Origin of the sequence: Mesorhizobium sp. M0772 (assembly GCF_040320135.1) — a bacterium.
GTDB lineage: Bacteria > Pseudomonadota > Alphaproteobacteria > Rhizobiales > Rhizobiaceae > Mesorhizobium.
Genome location: NZ_JAMYPB010000010.1, coordinates 112,121 through 129,303, shown reverse-complemented (window position 1 = coordinate 129,303; position 17,183 = coordinate 112,121). Strand labels below are relative to the sequence as shown.

The window sequence follows — 17,183 nt, the reverse complement described above, 5'->3', positions numbered from 1 at the left end:
CGGCCGCACAATATCTCCCCCTGTGCATGGCGCGCTGACAGGCGCGAGTTCGAGGAGAACAGCATGATCCGGATTGCCGGCTTGGCAGGCCTTGCCCTGCTTCTGGCCACCAGCGCCTTCGCCCAGGAGGCCGATCAACCGCTGCTGACCGGCAAGGACGCTTTCGGCGACTGGAAGGCCGACAAGCCAGGTGTGCGCCGGCTGATCAAGCCGGATGATCTGAAAAAGCCCAACATCACCGAATCCGCCTCCAACAGCGCCGGCCTTGGCGATCGGCCCGAGGGCGCGAAGCCCGTCCTGCTGCCTGGGTTTTCGGCCGAACTGGTTGCTTCCGGCATTTCCAATCCGCGGGTCGTGCGCGTGGCGCCGAACGGCGACCTGTTCGTCGCCGACAGTGACGCCAACCAGATCCGCGTCTATCGGCTGGCCAAGGGTAGCGCGAAGCCGGCCGAAGAGGGCATTTTTGCCGACAATCTCAACCAGCCCTATGGCATCGCCTTCTACCCGCCTGGCGACAAGCCGCAATGGGTCTACGTCGCCAACAACGACAGCGTGGTCCGCTACGCCTATCGCGACGGCGACCTTAAAGCCTCCGTCGAACCGGAGACGATTGTCTCCGACATCCCTACCGGCGGCCACTGGACCCGCGATATCGCCTTCTCGCCGGACGGGAAGACGCTGTATCTCTCGGTCGGCTCCGGATCGAACGTCGCGGAGGGCATGCAGAAGGCACCGAAGGGCGGCCTTGACGCCTGGGCAAAATCACAGCCACTCGGCGCCACCTGGGGTTCCGAGGATGGCCGTGCCGACGTGCTGGCCTTCGGCCCCGACGGCAAGAATGGCCGCATCCTCGCTACCGGCCTGCGCAATTGTTCGGGCATGACCGTGCAACCGGCCACCGGCGCGCTGTGGTGTGTCGTCAACGAGCGCGACGGTCTCGGCGACGATGTGCCGTTCGAATATGCCACCTCAGTCAAGGACGGCGCCTTCTATGGCTGGCCCTGGTATTATATCGGCGCCAACGAGGACCCGCGTCACGAGGGCGCGCGCCCAGACCTCGCCGGCTCGGTCACCGTGCCCGACGTGCTGATGCAGGCGCATTCGGCGCCGCTCAACATCGCCTTCTATGACGGCGGCAATTTCCCGGCAGAGTACAAGGATGACGCCTTCGTCGCCCTGCACGGCTCCTGGAACCGTGGTATGAGGACCGGCTACAAGGTGGTGCGGCTGAGATTCAGCGACGGCAAGCCGACCGGCGAGTACCAGGATTTCATCACCGGCTTCGTCCTCTCCGACGACGCCGTCTGGGGCCGGCCGGTCGGCGTCGCGGTGGCCAAGGACGGCGCGCTTATCGTAACCGAGGATGGCAACGGCACCATCTGGCGCATCACCCATGTCGATGGCCCATCCTGAGCCGGCGAACAGCGCAATCCGGCCCTAATGCACGTCCCGATGGATCACCTTGGGATAGGTATGGATCACCTCGGCAGATGAGACGCGGTCATCGAAACCGGTATCCCTGAGATTGAAGAGGCCGACCGAGCCGAAGGACTTCTTCGCCCCTTGCGCGAAGCGGCCGTCGCTGAAATCGTGTTCGTAAAGCGTCACCGTGACGTGGCCGGCATTGAGCTTCGGCACGTAAACACTGCTGATGGTGTCGTTGGCGACGCCAAGCTGGTTGACGTTGAAGCGATAGAGGTCCTGCACCATGCGCCGGGCCGCATTGCCATTGATCATCCAGTATTCGCGGCGCGATGCGCGGTTCGGGTCGATGAGTTTGAGCGGCGCCTTGCGGCCAAGCCCGAGCCAGTGCTCGAACACCATCACATTGGCGCCCCACGGATAGGGATAGTTGGACTTGTCGATGATGCCTGGCGGGCCATCATCGGCAATCTCGGCGGTATCGACATAGTCCAGCCATTGCAGCTGGAACGACGCTTCCACGTTGAGGTCGGTACTGCGCGGATCGGCAGCGATGATGCGCCAGTCGGAGACCGGCGGATATTTGGTGTCGAGGTCGATGTAGAATTCGCCTTTGGCGGTGTCGTCGGGGTCTATCTTTTGCGGTCCGTCACGCTCCATCGCCACCAGTCGCACCTTGAACCGGTTGTTGACTACCAGCGGATAGATCATCGGACGAATGGGGTGAGCGCCAGGGTCCCGGCTGTCGGTAAAATATCCAGTCTGCGGAACGACATCGCTATCGCCCTTGTCGAACAGGCTGAAAGCCTGACGCCCCTCGAACCACAGATACCATTCCAGCTCGTGGACGTGACCGCGTGCTTCGGAATAGTTGTTGGGCATCCACTTCATGAGCTGGACGTGAAGTCTTTTGGCTAACATGGGTGCTCCTGCCGTTCGGAGCCATGCGAGATAGCCGACCGCCTTCGGGGCGTAAGTGAACCATCTCTCGCTTTCAGGCGAGGATGACCGGCTTTCATGTCCTGCTTGGCGCAATCGAATCCGTTTTGCCGTTGCAGGCTTTCATGGCATCAGAGTCGTTTCACGAGATGCGACCGTCATGACCCTCACCGGCTTCCTTGCCTATAGTGCTGCGCTGGGCATCGCCGCCGCCATTCCCGGGCCCGGCGTCACCGCGCTTGTGGCGCGGGCGCTCGGATCCGGCTTCCGCTCATCGCTGGCGATGTCGTTCGGCCTGATGCTCGGCGACCTCATTTATCTCACCGCGGTGGTGCTCGGCCTTGCCTATGTCGCGCAAAGCTTCGGCATGGTGTTTCTCGCCATCAAATGGCTGGGCGTCTCCTATCTCGCCTTCCTCGGCTGGCGTTTCTGGACGGCCGGGATCACGCCCGAGACTGTCGAGGCCAGGAAAGGCAAGGGCGGCCTGGTATCGAGCTTCCTTGCCGGCCTCACCGTCACGCTGGGCAACCCGAAAACGATGATCTTCTACCTCGCCATCACGCCGACCATCGTCGACCTGAAGACTATCACGCTCGCCGACTACGGCATCCTGGTCGCGCTCACCGTCATCGTGCTCTTCGTGGTGCTGGTGCCCTATGTGGCGCTGGCCGCCAAGGCGCGCTGGTTCCTGAAATCGCCGCGCGCGCTGAAGGCGCTGAACCGCACCGCCGCCGGCTTCATGGTGGGCGCGGCCGCAGCCATTGCCGCACGTCAGTAGATCGGTTCAGGCCCATCCATTCCGCCGATCGGTCCATCCGGAAAATGCGGCTTCGGAAGGCAAGCGTTTTCAGCAAGCGGCCCACTCGATATTTTCGGCCGGCAGCCTATCTTGCGCGGGCGAAAGCCTTATTCTGTCCGCCGACGCCAATTGCCTGATCTGATTTGGGAGCGAAACCAATGAACAAGCCTTCCGCGCGCGTGCCCGGCCGCGGCCGTGTCTACAACTCGATCACCGAGACGATCGGCGACACGCCGCTGGTGCGGCTCGACAAGTTCGCCAAGGAGAAGGGCGTCGTTGCCAACCTTCTTGCCAAGCTCGAATTCTTCAATCCGATCGCCTCGGTCAAGGACCGCATCGGCGTTTCGATGATCGAGGCGCTGGAAGCGTCGGGCCGGATCAAACCCGGCAAGACGACGCTGATCGAGCCGACCTCCGGCAATACCGGCATCGCGCTCGCCTTCGCCGCCGCCGCCAAGGGCTACAAGCTGATCCTGACCATGCCCGAAACCATGTCGGTGGAGCGCCGCAAGATGCTGGCGCTGCTCGGCGCCGAACTGGTGCTGACCGAAGGGCCGAAAGGCATGAAGGGCGCCATCGCCAAGGCGGACGAGCTGGCCGCCACCCTGCCTGACGCCGTCATCCCGCAGCAGTTCGAAAACCCGGCTAATCCGGAGATCCACCGCCGCACCACCGCCGAGGAGATCTGGAACGACACCGATGGCGGGGTCGACATCTTCGTCGCCGGCATCGGTACCGGCGGCACCATCACCGGCGTCGGCCAGGTGCTGAAGCAACGCAAGCCCTCGGTGCATGTCGTCGCCGTCGAGCCGGAGGCCTCGCCGGTGCTGTCGGGCGGCCAGCCCGGCCCGCACAAGATCCAGGGCATCGGCGCCGGCTTTGCGCCCAAGATCCTCGACACTTCGATCTATGACGAGATCGTCAAGGTCTCCAACGAGGATTCGGTCGCCAACGCCCGCCTCGTCGCCCGCCTTGAAGGCGTGCCGGTCGGCATCTCGTCGGGCGCCGCCCTGCAAGCGGCGATCGTCGTCGGCTCACGGCCGGAGAACAAGGGCAAGAACCTTGTGGTGATCATCCCGTCCTTCGCCGAGCGCTATCTGTCGACGATCCTGTTCGACGGGCTGGGGGCTTAACGTCTCAACGGGATAGGCGGCGATCCTTCGCACCCCCCCTCTGCCCTGCCGGGCATCTCCCCTCAAGGGGGGATCAGCAGCTCCGGGGTCCCGCCTCATTTTGCTCAATTGGAGATTGGCGAAAGCCATCGCGACAGCCAATCTCCCCCCTTGAGGGGGAGATGGCCGGCAGGCCAGAGGGGGGTGCTGTCCCTCCGACATCGGAAGTCTCGATTGGCTGGACCGCAGAAAACCCGGCTGTGGCGTCCGCCACCGGCTTGAGCGGGAGGCGGCTTCAGGGTCAAATCGCCCCGGCCTGCTTCGCGCGGGCAGGGGGAGAATCACATGTACAAGCTTTACACGCGCCCAGGCAGCGGCGGTTTTGTCGTCGAGGCCGCATTGGCGCTGGCAAACGCGCAATTCGACCAGATCGATGTGCCCAAGAAGGATCCGCCGGACCCGGCTTTCCTCGACATCAGCCCGTTGAACCAGGTTCCGGTGCTGACCTTGCCCAACGGTCAATCGATAACCGAATCGGCGGCGATCTGCATCCTGCTTGCCGAGCGCCATCCGCAGGCGGGTCTGGCGCCGGCCGCCGGATCGCCGGATCGCGCCGGTTTCCTGCGCTGGATGGCGTTCATGTCATCGGTGCTCTACCCCGCCATCCTGCGCCTCTACTATGCCCATCGCTACACCACCGATGCCGACGGCAAGAAAGCCGTCAAGCAGGCAGCCATTGCCGAGATGGGCCGCGGCTTCGCCATTGTCGATGCAGCCCTCGAGGGGCGCGGCTGGCTGGTCGGCGACGCGATGTCGCTGGCCGACATCTACCTCGTCATGCTGGTGGCCTGGCACCCCGATATGGACAAGGCGCGAGCCGACTGGCCGAACATCGAACGCTTATGGTCGGCGCTGCGCGCGCATCCGCTGATGAAACGGCTCAACACCACGCATGAGATGTGGCCGGCCTGAACGGACGCTTCAATTTCGCAGGATCGCCCGTTTCGCCTGCAGGAAGCGGCGCACGGCGGGGTCGCGTTCAAGGCCAATCGCCCGGTCATAGGCTTCGACCGCTTGCGCCGCATTGCCGAGCCTGGCCAGCAGGCCGGCGCGGGCGGCCCAGTAGGGCTGGTAGTCGTTGAGCCGCTTGTCGTCGCCCAGCACGTAGAGCGCCGCCAGTCCTGCCGCCGCCCCTTCGCCCTCGGCAATCGCCACGGCGCGGTTGATCGAAATCACCGGCGAGCCTGATATCGCCGACAGCGCATCGTAGAAGTTACGGATCGCCGCCCAATCGGTTTGGCTGGTCCGTCGCCGCGTCGCATGCACCGATTGTACCGCCGCTTCGAGCTGATAGCGGCCGATGACGCCCATGGTGGCGGCGCGGCCCAGCAGCGCCTCGGCTTCGTCGATCAGCGCGTGATCCCAAAGAAGACAATCCTGGTCGGCGAGCGGCACATAATCTCCAGCCGCATCGCGCCGCGCCGGGCGCCGCGCCTCGGCAAACAGCATCAGCGCCAGCAGGCCGAGCGCTTCCGGTTCGTCCGGCATCAGGGATGCCACCAGCCGCCCGAGCCAGATGCCTTCGGTCGCCAGATTGCGCGCTCTCGTCTCGGTCCCTGCCGGGTCGGTCCAGCCTTCGGCGAAAGCCGCGTAGATCGCTTCCAGCACCGTTCCCAGCCGCTCGCCGAGTTCGGCGCAATCCGGCACGCGGAACGGAATGCCGATCTCGCGGATGCGGCTCTTGGCACGCACCAGACGCTGGCCCATCGTCGCCGGCGAAACCAGGAAGGCCGAGGCGATCGTCGCCGCGTCGAAACCCAGAATGGTCTGCAGGATCAGCGGCGCCCGCACGCTGGCTTCGATCGCCGGATGCGCGCAGGCAAACATCAGCCTGAGACGCTCGTCGGGAAGGTCTTCGTCTTCCATGCTCGCCTCCATCTCCTCGGCCATCAGCTTGAGATGGTCGCGGCTCGCCTCGCTGGTCAGCCGACGGCGCACCGCATCGACACCACGGCGGCGCGCGACGGTCAGCAGCCATGCTTCCGGCTTGTCGGGCACGCCGGTCTGCGGCCAGCGCTCAAGCGCCTCGGCAAAGGCCTCGGCCAGCGCGTCCTCGGCGCCGGCCACGTCGCGTGTGCGCGCAGCAAGGTAGGCGACCAGCTTGCCGTAACTCTGCCGGGCGGCCGCTTCGGCCGCCGCCCGCGCGACGTTCGGGCGACTGTCCATCACATTGTCATTTCTTGGGCATGTAGTCGGCCATTTCCCAGATCGGCCGCAACTCGACCGTGCCGGCGCTCGCCGCCGGACAGCGCGCCGCCCAGTCGATGGCGGTATCGATGTCGGCCGCCTCGATCATGTAGAAGCCGGCAAGCTGCTCCTTGGTGTCGGCATAGGGGCCGTCGATCACGTTGGTCTTGCCGTCTGTGATCCGCACCGAGGTGGTCGCCTGGGTCGGGCGCAACCGTTCGCCGGCGAGCCATGCGCCGGATTTCTTCAACGCTTCGGTATAGGCGGCATATGCTGCGCTCATCTGCTGAGCCTTCTCGATTGGCGTGTTCGCCTGCGCGGCTTCGTCGCTGTTGATCAAAAGCATGTATCGCATGGGTCTTCTCCCGTGGTTTCGAAGGCCGCGTCTAGCGGGGCCAGACGTATGTCGCGCGGCGGCGGCCGATTTCGACAGGCTTCAGAAAAAACTTTCGCCTCCGCCAGGAGATTTCGCAAGGACCAGATGTTCCTCCGTCTGCTGGCGGATGACCGGCAGCGGACTGGCCGTGGCTCCGCACAGCACTATCCTCTGTCGTTGGCGGGCACGTCACACGAGGCATGGGAGAAGAGAATGGAACTCGTGACCCACAAGAAATTCAAGAACGGCCGGTTGATGCCATGGGGCAAAGGCACGGTCGTCAGCGGTGCGAAAGGCACCGTCTATCTCTGCGGCAACACCGCGACATCGGCTGACTACGATCCGGCCGCCAAGAAGGGTGGCGGCTTCGCCGGCGATGCCGCGGCGCAGTGGCGGGAAGTTCTCGGCAACATCAAATCGGATCTGGAAGAACTTGGCAGCGGGCTCGACCATCTCATCAGGCTGACCTGTTTCGTCAAAGGGCCATTTCCCGACGGCGGCGTCCTCAGCTCGCCTAATTTTCGTCTCGACGTGCTGGACGCGTTTTTCGCCGAGCATTGTCCGAAGCATTGTAGCGACAACAATCCGCCGCCTTCGGAGATAATCGGCGTCGCAGCGCTTGCCCAGGCAGACATCGTCATCGAGATCGTAGCCGTCGCGGCGCTGCCGGACTGAGGCGCGAACGAACAGGCCGGCCTTGCGCGAGGTCACCGTTGCGATCGAAGCGCGCCGGCACGAGTTGCGCCGCCGCGCCGGTGCGGATGTTGCACCAGGCCTCGGCTTTGGCCAGTGAGCGCCCGGCGACGAGCAGGATCAGGCGGGGCTCGCTCTCCAGCAATTGCACGATGCGGCCGCCGAAAATGCCATAGCCGCCAACGACCAGAAGCCTCATCGCGCCGCTCTTTTTGCGTATGTCGTTCCCGGAACCGAGGTCACTTTTGGGTGACATGCGATTAGCCGATCACGCGCGTACGTATCGCGGCGGACAGGATCTCGCAACTGTCCTTGCGGCCGAACATGGCGTAGCGGTTTTTGGCGATGCGTTCGTAGAGCCAGTCACGCAAGGGGCGCGGGATGAGCAGCAGCGCTTTCGCCGCCCGCCACGGCCAGCCGAGTTCGGCCATCACCGCGAAACTGTCCAGCCGGATGAAGGGAGCGCCGCCGACAAGGACCAGATTGGTCTCGTAGCTGTCGGTGCGCAACCCGTATCTCTGGAACAGCGCCTCGCCGAAGGGCGACTGCGCGGTGGCGAAGCGGAAGCGGTTTTTGCCGTGGATCCTGACCACCGTGCGTACGAAGCCCGAGCACAGCACGCAGACGCCGTCGAAAACGATCAATGGCTGGCTGGCATCGAAGGGTTCAGGAGAAGAAGTCACGGGACGTCCGGCAGCTTGTGTCTTCAGACACTAAGGCCGCCGGCAGAGGGATCAAAGCCGCGGCGTTGTCGCACGGCTTCTCGCGGCCAGCGCGGGGCGCTCGGCGCGATAGGTGGTTGCGCGGGGATCGGCCTCCGGTCTGCAGATCCGGCTGTCGTGACGCGTTTCGAACGTCATGATCAATGCGCGCCGAGCGAGCTGCCGCGACGGGCGCAGGCCGGACCCGGGCCGCGCATGTAGTAGCGCTCCGGCCGATAGGTCGGCGCGATGAACTCGCGGATGGCGGCGGCATAGCCGGCGATGTGGCCCCAGAATTTCATTTTACTCAAGTCCCTGTCCCGATTTTCGGATGTCCCGTCCGATTGCGGGGATCATAGTGTCGAGGCGTGAATAGTCGGTGAACACGATGTTAATCTTTGGTCGAAAACCCCATGCTTCGTGGCCGGAATGCGGCTGTTTGGGGGTCTTTCGGTGTGGTTCGTCGCCATTTCCGGCATTGTGACTTTTGCATCACATATGTTTCGTCTGGATGTCGCTTGGGCGCGGTTCTGTTTCAGATTTGGCGAGCCTCTCGAAATTTCCATGCTCGCTGCCGAAATGCCCCTGGTTGCGCGCCCGGAACCGGAACGGGCCTTGCCCGTTCTCGCTTGAACCGCATCGCGCAGGAGTTCGCCATGGCACCTCGCCCCGCCTGGAAGGGCTATCTGAAACTGTCGCTGGTCACCTGCGCTGTCGAACTGACCAACGTCGTCACCCACGCCGAAAAAGTTTCGTTCCGGGTGCTCAACCGCAAGACCGGCAACACGGTCAAGCGCATCTATGTCGATTCTGAAACCGGCAAGCCGCTGGGCGATGGCGACGAGATCAGGGGCTATGAGGTGAGCCCCGGTGAGTTCGTCCATATCGAGGACGAAGAGATCGAAGCGGTGCAGATCGAGTCCTCGCACACGATGGCGCTGGACGGCTTCGTCGACAAAGCCTCGATAGAGCAGATCTATCTCGACACGCCCTATTATGTCACGCCCGCCGACAAGGTGTCGGAGGAGGCCTTTGCCGTCATTCGCGATGCCATGGCGGACAAGAAGATGGCCGGGCTGGCGCGCGTCGTGCTCTATAGCCGTGAGCGGCCCGTGGTCATCGAGCCGCGCGGCAAAGGCATGGTGCTGACCACCTTGCGCTACGGCAACACGGTGCGGGAGCCGGAGAGCATCTTCGGCGACATCAAGGCGGTGAAGACCGACCAGGAGATGACCGATATGGCCGAACGCATCATCGACAAGAAGAAGGGGAAGTTCGATCCGTCGACATTCGAGGACAAGTATGAGGACGCGCTGCTCGAACTGATCCGCGCCAAGAAGGCCGGCAAGAAGGCGCCGAAAGCGCAGGCCGCGCCCAAGCCGTCCAATGTCGTCAATCTGTTCGACGCGCTGAAGAAGAGCCTGTCCGATAGCGGCCAGGCGGAAGGCCCGGCGAAGAAGGCCAAGCCGGCGGCAAAAAGCGGCAGGGCGAAAGCTTCTGCGCCCAAGCGCAAGTCGGCTTGAGGGTCGGCGCCGTGGCCAGCCTCGAACAATATCAGTCCAAGCGCGATTTCAAGAAGACGGCCGAGCCGGCGGGCAAGGTCGCGCGCGGCAAGCAGCCCGGCGGCATCTTCGTCGTCCAGAAGCATGACGCGACCAGGCTGCACTATGATTTCCGCCTCGAGCATGAGGGCGTGTTGTGGAGCTGGGCGGTGACGCGAGGCCCGAGCCTCGACCCGCACGAAAAGCGGCTGGCCGTGCATGTCGAGGACCACCCGATCGACTATGCCGGCTTCGAGGGCACCATTCCCAAGGGCGAGTATGGCGGCGGCACCGTCATCGTCTGGGACGAAGGCACATGGACGCCAGAGATCGACCCCGCCAAGGCGATGAAGAAGGGCCATATCGACTTCGAACTCAACGGCCAGAAGCTGAATGGGCGGTGGCATCTGGTCAGGTTAAGACCCCGCCCGGGCGAAAAGCGCGACAACTGGCTGCTGATCAAATCCGACGATGCCGCCGCCCGCCCCGGCGAGGATATCCTGAAGGACGCACCGAAATCGGTGAAGTCCGGCCTGACCATCGAAGAGGTCGCGGAAGGCAAGACCGCCGACGGCAAGAAGCCGAAGGTCTGGCACTCAAACAAGCCCGCGGCATCCAGCAAGGCGAAAGCCGGCAAGCGCCTCGACTTCGTCGAGCCGCAGCTGGCGACGCTGGAGCGCGAGGCGCCGCCCGGCGAGGACTGGCTGCATGAGGTGAAGTTCGACGGGTACCGCATGCAGGCGCAGATCGCCGGCACGGAGGTGCGGCTGCTGACCCGCACCGGCCTCGACTGGACGGGGAAATTCGGCCCCGAGATCGTCGCGGAACTCGCCCAGCTGAAATGCAGCGACGCCATCATCGATGGCGAGATCGTCGTGCTCGCCGACAGCGGCGTTTCGTCCTTCTCGCTGCTGCAGCAGGATCTCTCCGCCAATCGAACCGACCGCTTCACCTACTATGTGTTCGACCTGATGCGGCTTGACGGCAAGGATTTGCGCCGCGAGCCGCTGGTCGAGCGCAAGCAGGCGCTGCAGGAGCTGTTCGGCGAGACAGCCGAAAATGCCGCTGTTCGCTTCAGCGACCATTTCGCGGAACCGGGCAAGATCATGCTGCAGCACGCCTGCCGCATGGGCCTCGAAGGCATCGTCTCCAAGCGCGCCGATGCTCCCTACCGCAGCGGCCGTGGCCCAAGCTGGGTGAAATCGAAATGCACGGCCCGCCAGGAATTCGTCATCGGCGGGTATCTGCCCTCGGACAAGACCGGCCGCGGCCTGCGTTCGCTGCTGGTCGGCTACCACGAGGGCGGCAAGCTCCACTACGCCGGCCGCGTCGGCACGGGCTTCACAGCCAGGAGCGCCACCGATTTGAAGAAAAAACTCGATGCTCTGAAGGCAGACGCCTCGCCCTTTGCCGCCGCGGTTCCGAAGGGCAAGGGCTCGGTCTGGGTCAGGCCCGAACTTGTCGGCGAAGTGGAGTTCCGCAGCTGGACGTCGGACCGTATAATACGCCACGCGTCGTTCCAGGGACTGCGCGAGGACAAGCCGGCGGAGGAAGTCGTGCAGGAAAAGCCATCGAGCGCGGCGAACAAGGCAAAGCCGGCGGCAAGCGGCGCCGGCAAGGCCGCCGGGGCTAAGGCGCCCGCGACGATTACGACCAGCGTAAAACTATCCCATCCCGACAAGCTGCTGTGGCCCGAGGAGAAAATATCCAAGCAAACCTTGCTCGAACACTACGCGCTGGTCTGGCCGCGCATGGAGCAGTTCGTCGTCAACCGGCCGCTCAGCCTGGTCCGGGCGCCGGATGGCATCGGCGGCCCGCGCTTCTTCCAGAAACATGCTTCGGCCGGCATGAGCGACAAGATCGCCCGGATGAAGGACCCGACCGATGGCGAGGAAATCCTGTTCATCCGCGATTTCGACGGCCTTGCCGCTCTGGTCCAGTATGGCGTGGTCGAGGTCCACATCTGGGGCTGCAAGATCGACGCGCTGGAAAAGCCGGATCAGATCATCTTCGATCTCGATCCCGATGAAGGCGTCGACGTCAAGGCGGTGCGCGAGGCCGCGCTCGACATCAGAGGCAAGCTCGACGATCTGTCGCTGCCGAATTTCGTCAAGCCGTCAGGCGGCAAGGGCTATCACGTGCTGGTGCCGCTGAAGCCGTCTGCGGACTGGGAGGCGGTCAAAACCTTCTCGCATGATTTCGCCAAGGCGCTGGAGCAGGCCGCGCCCGACCGCTACACCGCGACGCTGTCGAAAAAGGCGCGCACGGGAAAAATCTTCGTCGACTATCTGCGCAACGGCAGGGGCTCGACCACCGTCGCGCCTTACTCTTCCCGCGCCAAGAAGGGCGCGACGGTGTCGATCCCGGTGACGTGGGCGGAGGTTGAAAAAGGGTTGGCGCCGAATTCCTTCCCGATCGGGGGCAAGACGACGCTGAAGGAACTAGCGCAGGCCGATCCGTGGGCGGATTTCTTCAAGGAGGGGAAGGTGTTGAAGCGGGGGTGAGCCATCGGCACATTCGCAAACGTAGCGATCCTTCCCACCCCCCTCAGTCCTGCCGGACATCTCCCCCGCAAGGGGGGAGATTGGGCAGCTTCGAGGTTTCGTTCATTGTTGCTACGTTGGAGATTGGCGAAAGCTGTTGAGCGCCTAATCTCCCCCCTTGAGGGGGAGATGGCCGGCAGGCCAGAGGGGGGTGCTGTCCCGCCAGCGTCGCCCAATTAGCGCCGCCGAACCTCTACGCTAAAAACACCCGCTCGAACGCCTGCTTCCCCGGCGGTGAAAACACCACCGCGCGGCTGTCCTTCTCCCGTCTTGCCCATTTCTCCGCCAGGATCTTGTCCAGAATAGCCGCGCCCAGCGTTCCCGCAAGGTGCGAGCGGCGCACGCTCCAGTCGAGGCAGGCGCGGCAGACCGGCCGGCGCGCCTTGGCGCCGACATCGACGCCGATGGCGGAAAAATGCGATGCGGCCGACGGCCCCAGCCGGATCTCCCCCGGCCTGGTCTCCCCGAGCCTGATCTCCTTGTCGTCGCGCAACAGGATGCCGCGCGCGACGAGTCGGTCGAGCATCGCCACCGCCTGTTCGCCGGCGAGGTGGTCGTAGCAGACGCGGGCCACGCGCATGGCGCCGTCGCGCGGGCCGGGCCGCACCCGCTTGGGGCCGACCGCTTCGGCCACCCCGGTGATCGCCTCGATCATGCCGGCCACCTGCGGCCCTGCGAGGCCGTAATAGCGATGCCGTCCCTGGCTGGCCAAAGTTAAAAGCCCGCCCTCCATCAGTTTCGACAGATGCGAGGACGCGGTGGGCAGCGACACGCCGGCCTCCAGCGCCAGTTCGCTGGCCGTCAAAGCCGTGCCGCCCATCAGCGCATTCAGCATGTTTGCCCGCGCCGGATCGCCGACCAGGCTGGCGATGCGGGCAATGTCGGGTCCTTCACGCATAGTTAGGTCTCCATCGAAGCATTCTCGTCAGATAAGCATTATTGTCGGGCGGGATCAAGGAGAACGCCGATGCCAACCGCTTCCGCCCCACTCGCCAGCCGCCGGCCTTTTCCATTCGTCACCTGGCTGCAACGGCGGCTGCTCGCCCGCTGGTACGACCGCCACCTGCAGCGGCTCGGCCTCGCGGAGATCGACGACCATCTGCTGCGCGATCTCGGCCTGACCCGTGAGGATGTGCGCCGCGAATGCGCAAAATCCTTCTGGCAGGCCTGACAGCCAGCACGTTTGCCTAGCAGACCCGGCAGCACAACGTTTCGAAGCCGCTCGAACTATCCACGCAGAAAACCCGGAGATCACGATGACCATCACCTGCTTCATCCGCTATGAGATCGACCCGTTCGGCAAGCCGGCCTTCGAGCAATATGCCAAGGCCTGGGGCCAGGCGATCCCGCGCTGCGGCGCCGATCTGATCGGCTACTACGCCCCGCATGAGGGCTCGGCCACCACCGCCTACGCCGCCTACAACATCGACAGCCTCGCCGCCTACGAAGCCTATCGCGCCCGTCTCGCCGCAGATCCGGCGGGCAAGGCCAATTACGAATTCGCCCGCCGCGAAAAGTTCATCTTGAAAGAGGACCGCATCTTCCTGAAGCTGGTGTCGGGGCCGCATGGACCGCGGCAGCTGTTCCAGACCGCGGTCAAGGAGGAGATATGATCGCTGTCATCTTCGAGGTGCAACCGGCTGAGGGAAAGCGCGATGCCTATCTCGGTATCGCCGCGGAACTGCGGCCGCTGCTCGACGGCATAGACGGTTTCATCTCGATCGAGCGGTTTCAGAGCCTGGGCGATCCCAACCGGGTCCTGTCGCTGTCCTTCTGGCGCGACGAGGAAGCGGTGAAAGCCTGGCGCAACACGGAAGAGCACCGGCAGGCGCAAAAGGCCGGCCGTGGCGGAATCTTTGCCGGCTACCGGCTGCGCATTGCGCATGTGGTGCGGGATTACGGGCTGACGGAGAGGGACGAGGCGCCAGAGGATAGCAGGGCGGTGAATGGGTGACTAGGTATCGGCGTCGCGCCAGGCCCCTCATCCGGCCGCTTCGCGGCCACCTTCTCCCCGCTGGGGAGAAGAGACTGGCGCAGGCTTCGAAAATCTCCTCTCCCCTCGGGGAGAGGTCAGCCGAGCGAAGCGGAGGCTGGGTGAGGGGGCGCTTGGCGCTCACGCATTCCCGATCAGCACCCCGGCCGCAAACACCAGCGCCCCGCCCAGCACCACCTGAAACGCCGCGCGCAGGAACGGGGTTTGCATGTAGCGGTTCTGCACGAAGGCGATCGCCCACAATTCGAAGAACACCACCACGGCCGCCACCGCCGTCGCCGTCCAGAAATGCGGGATGATGTAAGGCAGCGCGTGGCCGAGGCCACCCAGCGTCGTCATGATGCCGACAGTCAGGCCGCGCTTGATGGGCGAGCCACGCCCCGACAGCTTGCCGTCGTCCGAAGCGACTTCGGTAAAGCCCATCGAAATGCCGGCGCCGATCGAGGCGGCGAGGCCGACCAGCAGCGTCTGCCAGGTGTCGTGGGTGGCAAACGCCGCGGCAAAGATCGGCGCCAGTGTCGACACCGAGCCGTCCATCAGCCCGGCCAGTCCCGGCTGCACATAGGTCAGGATGAACTGGCGCTGCTCGGCGCTGGCTTCCTCGTCCTTCACCTCGCCCGGCACGAGTTTCTGTTCCAGCCGATGCGCCGAATTCTCATGGCTTTGCTCGGCCGCGGCCAGGTCGTTGAGCAGTTTTCGGGTCGAGGCGTCGCCGGTGCGCTTGGCCGCCTCGACATAGAAGCGATAGGCCTGCCGCTCCATCTCTTCGGCTTGGCGCCGCACATGCTCGATGCCGAGCGGCCGCACCAGCCAGTCGGGCTTGCGCTCGTAATAGCCTTTCACGTGCTCGCGGCGCAGCAGCGGAATGCGCTCGCCGAAACGTTTGCGGTAAAGCTCGATCAGGGAATCGCGATGGCCGTCTTCCTCCGCCGCCATCGCCTCGAACACTTTCGCCGATTGCGGAAAACTGTCCGCCAGCCCGTCCGCATAGGCGCGGTAGATGCGCCCGTCATCCTCTTCGGATGAAATTGCCAGGGCCAGGATCTCCTGTTCCGACAGCGTTTCGAAAGGACGGCGGCCGAAACCGAAGACACGGGAAAGCATGAGAAATTCACCCCAGTTTAGAACAATTCTAAACTAGGCGCTGCAATCTCCGCGGTCAATCACCGGTCAAGAAATGTTGAAGCGCCGGATTGCAACGCGCCCTTCATTATCGGCAAATGTTCGCCTATATTGTCGCGACACGCAAGCAAAAGGCATGAGCAAGATGACGGCAAAGCCGCATGACCACTTCGATCCGAAACCCGTCCTCGATCTGATCGCCAGCATCGAGGCCGATTTGCAGCGGCTGAAAGGCCTGGTCGAACAGCAGGTCGAGAAATTCGACCCCGCCAATCCGCACAACAAGGCGCCCGACGGCAAGCTGACCGAGGAGGGCGTCGAGTGCTGCTACCGCCTGTTCGACGAAGGCAAGTCGCGCTACTCGGTCGCCCAGCAGATGAAGATCTCGTTTGCCGCCGCGACGCACCGGTTCAATTCCTGGCGCAAGGCGGGCGGGCCGAAGCGGCAGAGGGCATTGCTGGGATAATTGGCGAAAGCCAAGGCGACATCTGATCTCCCCCCGGGGAGATGCCTGGCAAGGCAGAGGGGGTCGGTCCGACCGGGCTCGACGTCCTGCGCGGCAGATGGAGGGCTAGCGCTTCACGCGAGGCGACCCCCTCTGTCGCCTTCGGCGACATCTCCCCCTCGAGGGGGGAGATTAGCAGCTTCGCCCGCCCTACGGCGTCAGTTCAATTTCCTCCGTCTCGCCGCCATTGCAGGTGTAGCAGCAATCCTCACATCTTTCCTTGTTGTTGGGGCCGACGCCCCAATAGGTTCCCTCGTCGCCGTCGACCCAGGCGCCGTAGCAGATGGACTCGCCTTCGTCGCAGGACACCGGGATCTGCTTGGTCTCGCCATCGTCGAGATAAAAATCCTTGTCGTTGCCCGGCCAGACATAGTCGCGGTCCTGGCTGTAGAGCTCGAGGCGCATGGCGTTGGGATGGCTGTTCTTGACGGCGAAGGTGATGTCGGCGGCGTGCGCTGCCGGCGCAAACATCGCGGCAAGTGACAGCGCGACGAAGATGCGGCGCAGACAAGTGAAAGACATGGCGTTTCCCCCGAGGCAATCGGCCCCCCGGCCGAGGGGGCCAGCATTGCATGACGGCGGCTGACATTGAAGGGGAGCGGCTGACTGATTTTGGGGGGATTGGGAGAGGTTGGTGGAGCTGCTGATCTCCCCCCTCGTGGGGGAGATGCCTGGCAAGGCAGAGGGGGGCGCTGTCCCGCCGACCTCTCATTCCTGCAGCCGCGTCATTTCAATTTTAGGCTTGCTGATCCATACGCTGGCGATCCTTCGCGCCCCCCTCTGTCCTGCCGGACATCTCACCCACGAGGGGGGAGATCAGCAGCTTCGGCGCCCCGCCCCTCACTCCACCAGATCGATCGTCTCGGTCGTTTTCTCCACACAGATGAAACAGCACGTATCGCAAGGCCGGTCATTATCCGGCCCCACCCCGGCCGAAATCGCATCATTGCCGTTCACCCAGGCGCCGTAGCAGATATTCTCGCCCGGATTGCACGAGATCGGCACCGATTTCTGCGAGCTGGGCTCGATCAGAAACACCTGGTCGCCGCCCGGCCACGACATTTTGCGATCCCGGCTGAACAACTCCACCGCCACCGCCTGGCTGCGCAGGTTCTTGACGAAGAACGCCATATCGGCGGCGTGCGCCGGCGTGGCGATGAGGAGGGCGGCAAGGGTGAGGCGGAGCATGA

General features: G+C 64.1%; 21 protein-coding genes. 11 read left to right on the top strand and 10 right to left on the bottom strand.

The window, feature by feature from the left end; translation table 11 throughout:
* Positions 1–63: 63 nt before the first annotated feature.
* Positions 64–1,413, top strand: a complete 1,350-nt coding sequence (locus NKI06_RS09760; RefSeq protein WP_352985061.1) for a PQQ-dependent sugar dehydrogenase — start codon at positions 64–66, stop codon at positions 1,411–1,413.
* A 24-nt stretch (positions 1,414–1,437) separates the two neighbouring features.
* Here the strand turns inward: NKI06_RS09760 and NKI06_RS09755 are convergent, their stop codons facing one another.
* On the bottom strand, positions 1,438–2,343 hold the full coding sequence (locus NKI06_RS09755; protein ID WP_352985059.1) for a hypothetical protein: 906 nt from the start codon (positions 2,341–2,343) through the stop codon (positions 1,438–1,440).
* A 178-nt stretch (positions 2,344–2,521) separates the two neighbouring features.
* On the opposite strand from NKI06_RS09755, the gene NKI06_RS09750 reads away from it, so the two are divergent.
* From NKI06_RS09750 to NKI06_RS09740, 3 genes are all read left to right on the top strand, one after another.
* Positions 2,522–3,139 carry a LysE family translocator gene (locus NKI06_RS09750; RefSeq protein WP_352985057.1) on the top strand — a complete coding sequence of 206 codons (618 nt, stop codon included), beginning with the start codon at positions 2,522–2,524 and terminating at the stop codon, positions 3,137–3,139.
* A gap of 179 nt (positions 3,140–3,318) precedes the next feature.
* A complete protein-coding gene (gene cysK, locus NKI06_RS09745; protein WP_023692952.1) occupies positions 3,319–4,293 on the top strand; it encodes a cysteine synthase A in 975 nt (324 codons plus the stop codon).
* A gap of 324 nt (positions 4,294–4,617) precedes the next feature.
* Positions 4,618–5,244 (top strand): glutathione S-transferase family protein, encoded by a 627-nt coding sequence (locus NKI06_RS09740; protein ID WP_352985056.1) that lies wholly within the window; start codon positions 4,618–4,620, stop codon positions 5,242–5,244.
* Between the two features lie 9 nt (positions 5,245–5,253).
* Here the strand turns inward: NKI06_RS09740 and NKI06_RS09735 are convergent, their stop codons facing one another.
* Complete coding sequence (locus NKI06_RS09735) at positions 5,254–6,498, bottom strand: RNA polymerase sigma factor (RefSeq protein WP_352985054.1); 1,245 nt, start codon at positions 6,496–6,498, stop codon at positions 5,254–5,256.
* Between the two features lie 7 nt (positions 6,499–6,505).
* Complete coding sequence (locus tag NKI06_RS09730; RefSeq protein ID WP_023681239.1) at positions 6,506–6,874, bottom strand: YciI family protein; 369 nt, start codon at positions 6,872–6,874, stop codon at positions 6,506–6,508.
* A 234-nt stretch (positions 6,875–7,108) separates the two neighbouring features.
* Here NKI06_RS09730 and NKI06_RS09725 point away from each other — a divergent pair, with 234 nt between their 5' ends.
* Complete coding sequence (locus NKI06_RS09725; protein WP_352985053.1) at positions 7,109–7,570, top strand: RidA family protein; 462 nt, start codon at positions 7,109–7,111, stop codon at positions 7,568–7,570.
* Here NKI06_RS09725 and NKI06_RS09720 read toward each other — a convergent pair.
* The 3 genes from NKI06_RS09720 to NKI06_RS09710 form a co-directional block, all read right to left on the bottom strand.
* Positions 7,533–7,787, bottom strand: a complete 255-nt coding sequence (locus tag NKI06_RS09720; protein WP_352985087.1) for a hypothetical protein — start codon at positions 7,785–7,787, stop codon at positions 7,533–7,535. The two genes, NKI06_RS09725 and NKI06_RS09720, sit on opposite strands and share 38 nt — an antisense overlap.
* Positions 7,788–7,848: 61 nt before the next feature.
* Positions 7,849–8,271, bottom strand: a complete 423-nt coding sequence (locus tag NKI06_RS09715; RefSeq protein WP_352985052.1) for a thiol-disulfide oxidoreductase DCC family protein — start codon at positions 8,269–8,271, stop codon at positions 7,849–7,851.
* Positions 8,272–8,450: 179 nt separating this feature from the next.
* Positions 8,451–8,600, bottom strand: coding sequence for a hypothetical protein (locus NKI06_RS09710; RefSeq protein WP_196813601.1), 150 nt, complete (start codon positions 8,598–8,600; stop codon positions 8,451–8,453).
* Positions 8,601–8,945: 345 nt separating this feature from the next.
* On the opposite strand from NKI06_RS09710, the gene ku reads away from it, so the two are divergent.
* Entirely contained in the window at positions 8,946–9,812 is an 867-nt protein-coding gene (ku, locus tag NKI06_RS09705) for a non-homologous end joining protein Ku (protein WP_352985051.1), read from the top strand.
* Positions 9,813–9,823: 11 nt separating this feature from the next.
* The gene (ligD, locus tag NKI06_RS09700) at positions 9,824–12,334 is read left to right on the top strand and encodes a DNA ligase D (RefSeq protein ID WP_352985050.1); all 2,511 of its coding nucleotides are present in this window, start codon (positions 9,824–9,826) and stop codon (positions 12,332–12,334) included.
* A gap of 232 nt (positions 12,335–12,566) precedes the next feature.
* On the opposite strand, the gene NKI06_RS09695 is transcribed toward ligD, so the two are convergent.
* Complete coding sequence (locus NKI06_RS09695) at positions 12,567–13,271, bottom strand: ArsR/SmtB family transcription factor (RefSeq protein ID WP_352985048.1); 705 nt, start codon at positions 13,269–13,271, stop codon at positions 12,567–12,569.
* A gap of 69 nt (positions 13,272–13,340) precedes the next feature.
* Here NKI06_RS09695 and NKI06_RS09690 point away from each other — a divergent pair, with 69 nt between their 5' ends.
* The 3 genes from NKI06_RS09690 (at position 13,341) to NKI06_RS09680 (ending at position 14,327) form a co-directional block, all read left to right on the top strand.
* On the top strand, positions 13,341–13,544 hold the full coding sequence (locus tag NKI06_RS09690) for a DUF1127 domain-containing protein (RefSeq protein ID WP_023687540.1): 204 nt from the start codon (positions 13,341–13,343) through the stop codon (positions 13,542–13,544).
* Between the two features lie 85 nt (positions 13,545–13,629).
* Positions 13,630–13,986 carry an NIPSNAP family protein gene (locus tag NKI06_RS09685; protein WP_023673248.1) on the top strand — a complete coding sequence of 119 codons (357 nt, stop codon included), beginning with the start codon at positions 13,630–13,632 and terminating at the stop codon, positions 13,984–13,986.
* The gene (locus NKI06_RS09680; protein ID WP_352985046.1) at positions 13,983–14,327 is read left to right on the top strand and encodes an antibiotic biosynthesis monooxygenase family protein; all 345 of its coding nucleotides are present in this window, start codon (positions 13,983–13,985) and stop codon (positions 14,325–14,327) included. The genes NKI06_RS09685 and NKI06_RS09680 overlap by 4 nt, the downstream gene beginning before the upstream one ends.
* 159 nt (positions 14,328–14,486) lie before the next feature.
* Here the strand turns inward: NKI06_RS09680 and mbfA are convergent, their stop codons facing one another.
* A complete protein-coding gene (mbfA, locus tag NKI06_RS09675; RefSeq protein ID WP_352985045.1) occupies positions 14,487–15,470 on the bottom strand; it encodes an iron exporter MbfA in 984 nt (327 codons plus the stop codon).
* 163 nt (positions 15,471–15,633) lie between these two features.
* On the opposite strand from mbfA, the gene NKI06_RS09670 reads away from it, so the two are divergent.
* The gene (locus NKI06_RS09670; protein ID WP_023681249.1) at positions 15,634–15,954 is read left to right on the top strand and encodes a hypothetical protein; all 321 of its coding nucleotides are present in this window, start codon (positions 15,634–15,636) and stop codon (positions 15,952–15,954) included.
* Between the two features lie 189 nt (positions 15,955–16,143).
* On the opposite strand, the gene NKI06_RS09665 is transcribed toward NKI06_RS09670, so the two are convergent.
* A complete protein-coding gene (locus NKI06_RS09665; RefSeq protein WP_023728764.1) occupies positions 16,144–16,515 on the bottom strand; it encodes a hypothetical protein in 372 nt (123 codons plus the stop codon).
* Positions 16,516–16,833: 318 nt separating this feature from the next.
* On the bottom strand, positions 16,834–17,181 hold the full coding sequence (locus NKI06_RS09660) for a hypothetical protein (RefSeq protein ID WP_352985044.1): 348 nt from the start codon (positions 17,179–17,181) through the stop codon (positions 16,834–16,836).
* Positions 17,182–17,183: the final 2 nt, after the last annotated feature.

Bases quoted from the DNA above. Each gene is read 5' to 3' on its own strand.
- NKI06_RS09660 (WP_352985044.1), bottom strand. From the start codon at position 17,181: ATGCTCCGCCTCACCCTTGCCGCCCTCCTCATCGCCACGCCGGCGCAC.
- NKI06_RS09690 (WP_023687540.1), top strand. From the start codon at position 13,341: ATGCCAACCGCTTCCGCCCCACTCGCCAGCCGCCGGCCTTTTCCATTC.
- cysK (WP_023692952.1), top strand. From the start codon at position 3,319: ATGAACAAGCCTTCCGCGCGCGTGCCCGGCCGCGGCCGTGTCTACAAC.
- NKI06_RS09665 (WP_023728764.1), bottom strand. From the start codon at position 16,515: ATGTCTTTCACTTGTCTGCGCCGCATCTTCGTCGCGCTGTCACTTGCC.
- NKI06_RS09725 (WP_352985053.1), top strand. From the start codon at position 7,109: ATGGAACTCGTGACCCACAAGAAATTCAAGAACGGCCGGTTGATGCCA.
- NKI06_RS09755 (WP_352985059.1), bottom strand. From the start codon at position 2,343: ATGTTAGCCAAAAGACTTCACGTCCAGCTCATGAAGTGGATGCCCAAC.
- NKI06_RS09695 (WP_352985048.1), bottom strand. From the start codon at position 13,271: ATGCGTGAAGGACCCGACATTGCCCGCATCGCCAGCCTGGTCGGCGAT.
- NKI06_RS09760 (WP_352985061.1), top strand. From the start codon at position 64: ATGATCCGGATTGCCGGCTTGGCAGGCCTTGCCCTGCTTCTGGCCACC.
- NKI06_RS09730 (WP_023681239.1), bottom strand. From the start codon at position 6,874: ATGCGATACATGCTTTTGATCAACAGCGACGAAGCCGCGCAGGCGAAC.
- NKI06_RS09750 (WP_352985057.1), top strand. From the start codon at position 2,522: ATGACCCTCACCGGCTTCCTTGCCTATAGTGCTGCGCTGGGCATCGCC.
- NKI06_RS09720 (WP_352985087.1), bottom strand. From the start codon at position 7,787: ATGAGGCTTCTGGTCGTTGGCGGCTATGGCATTTTCGGCGGCCGCATC.
- NKI06_RS09740 (WP_352985056.1), top strand. From the start codon at position 4,618: ATGTACAAGCTTTACACGCGCCCAGGCAGCGGCGGTTTTGTCGTCGAG.
- NKI06_RS09685 (WP_023673248.1), top strand. From the start codon at position 13,630: ATGACCATCACCTGCTTCATCCGCTATGAGATCGACCCGTTCGGCAAG.
- ku (WP_352985051.1), top strand. From the start codon at position 8,946: ATGGCACCTCGCCCCGCCTGGAAGGGCTATCTGAAACTGTCGCTGGTC.
- mbfA (WP_352985045.1), bottom strand. From the start codon at position 15,470: ATGCTTTCCCGTGTCTTCGGTTTCGGCCGCCGTCCTTTCGAAACGCTG.
- NKI06_RS09735 (WP_352985054.1), bottom strand. From the start codon at position 6,498: ATGGACAGTCGCCCGAACGTCGCGCGGGCGGCGGCCGAAGCGGCCGCC.
- NKI06_RS09670 (WP_023681249.1), top strand. From the start codon at position 15,634: ATGACGGCAAAGCCGCATGACCACTTCGATCCGAAACCCGTCCTCGAT.
- NKI06_RS09680 (WP_352985046.1), top strand. From the start codon at position 13,983: ATGATCGCTGTCATCTTCGAGGTGCAACCGGCTGAGGGAAAGCGCGAT.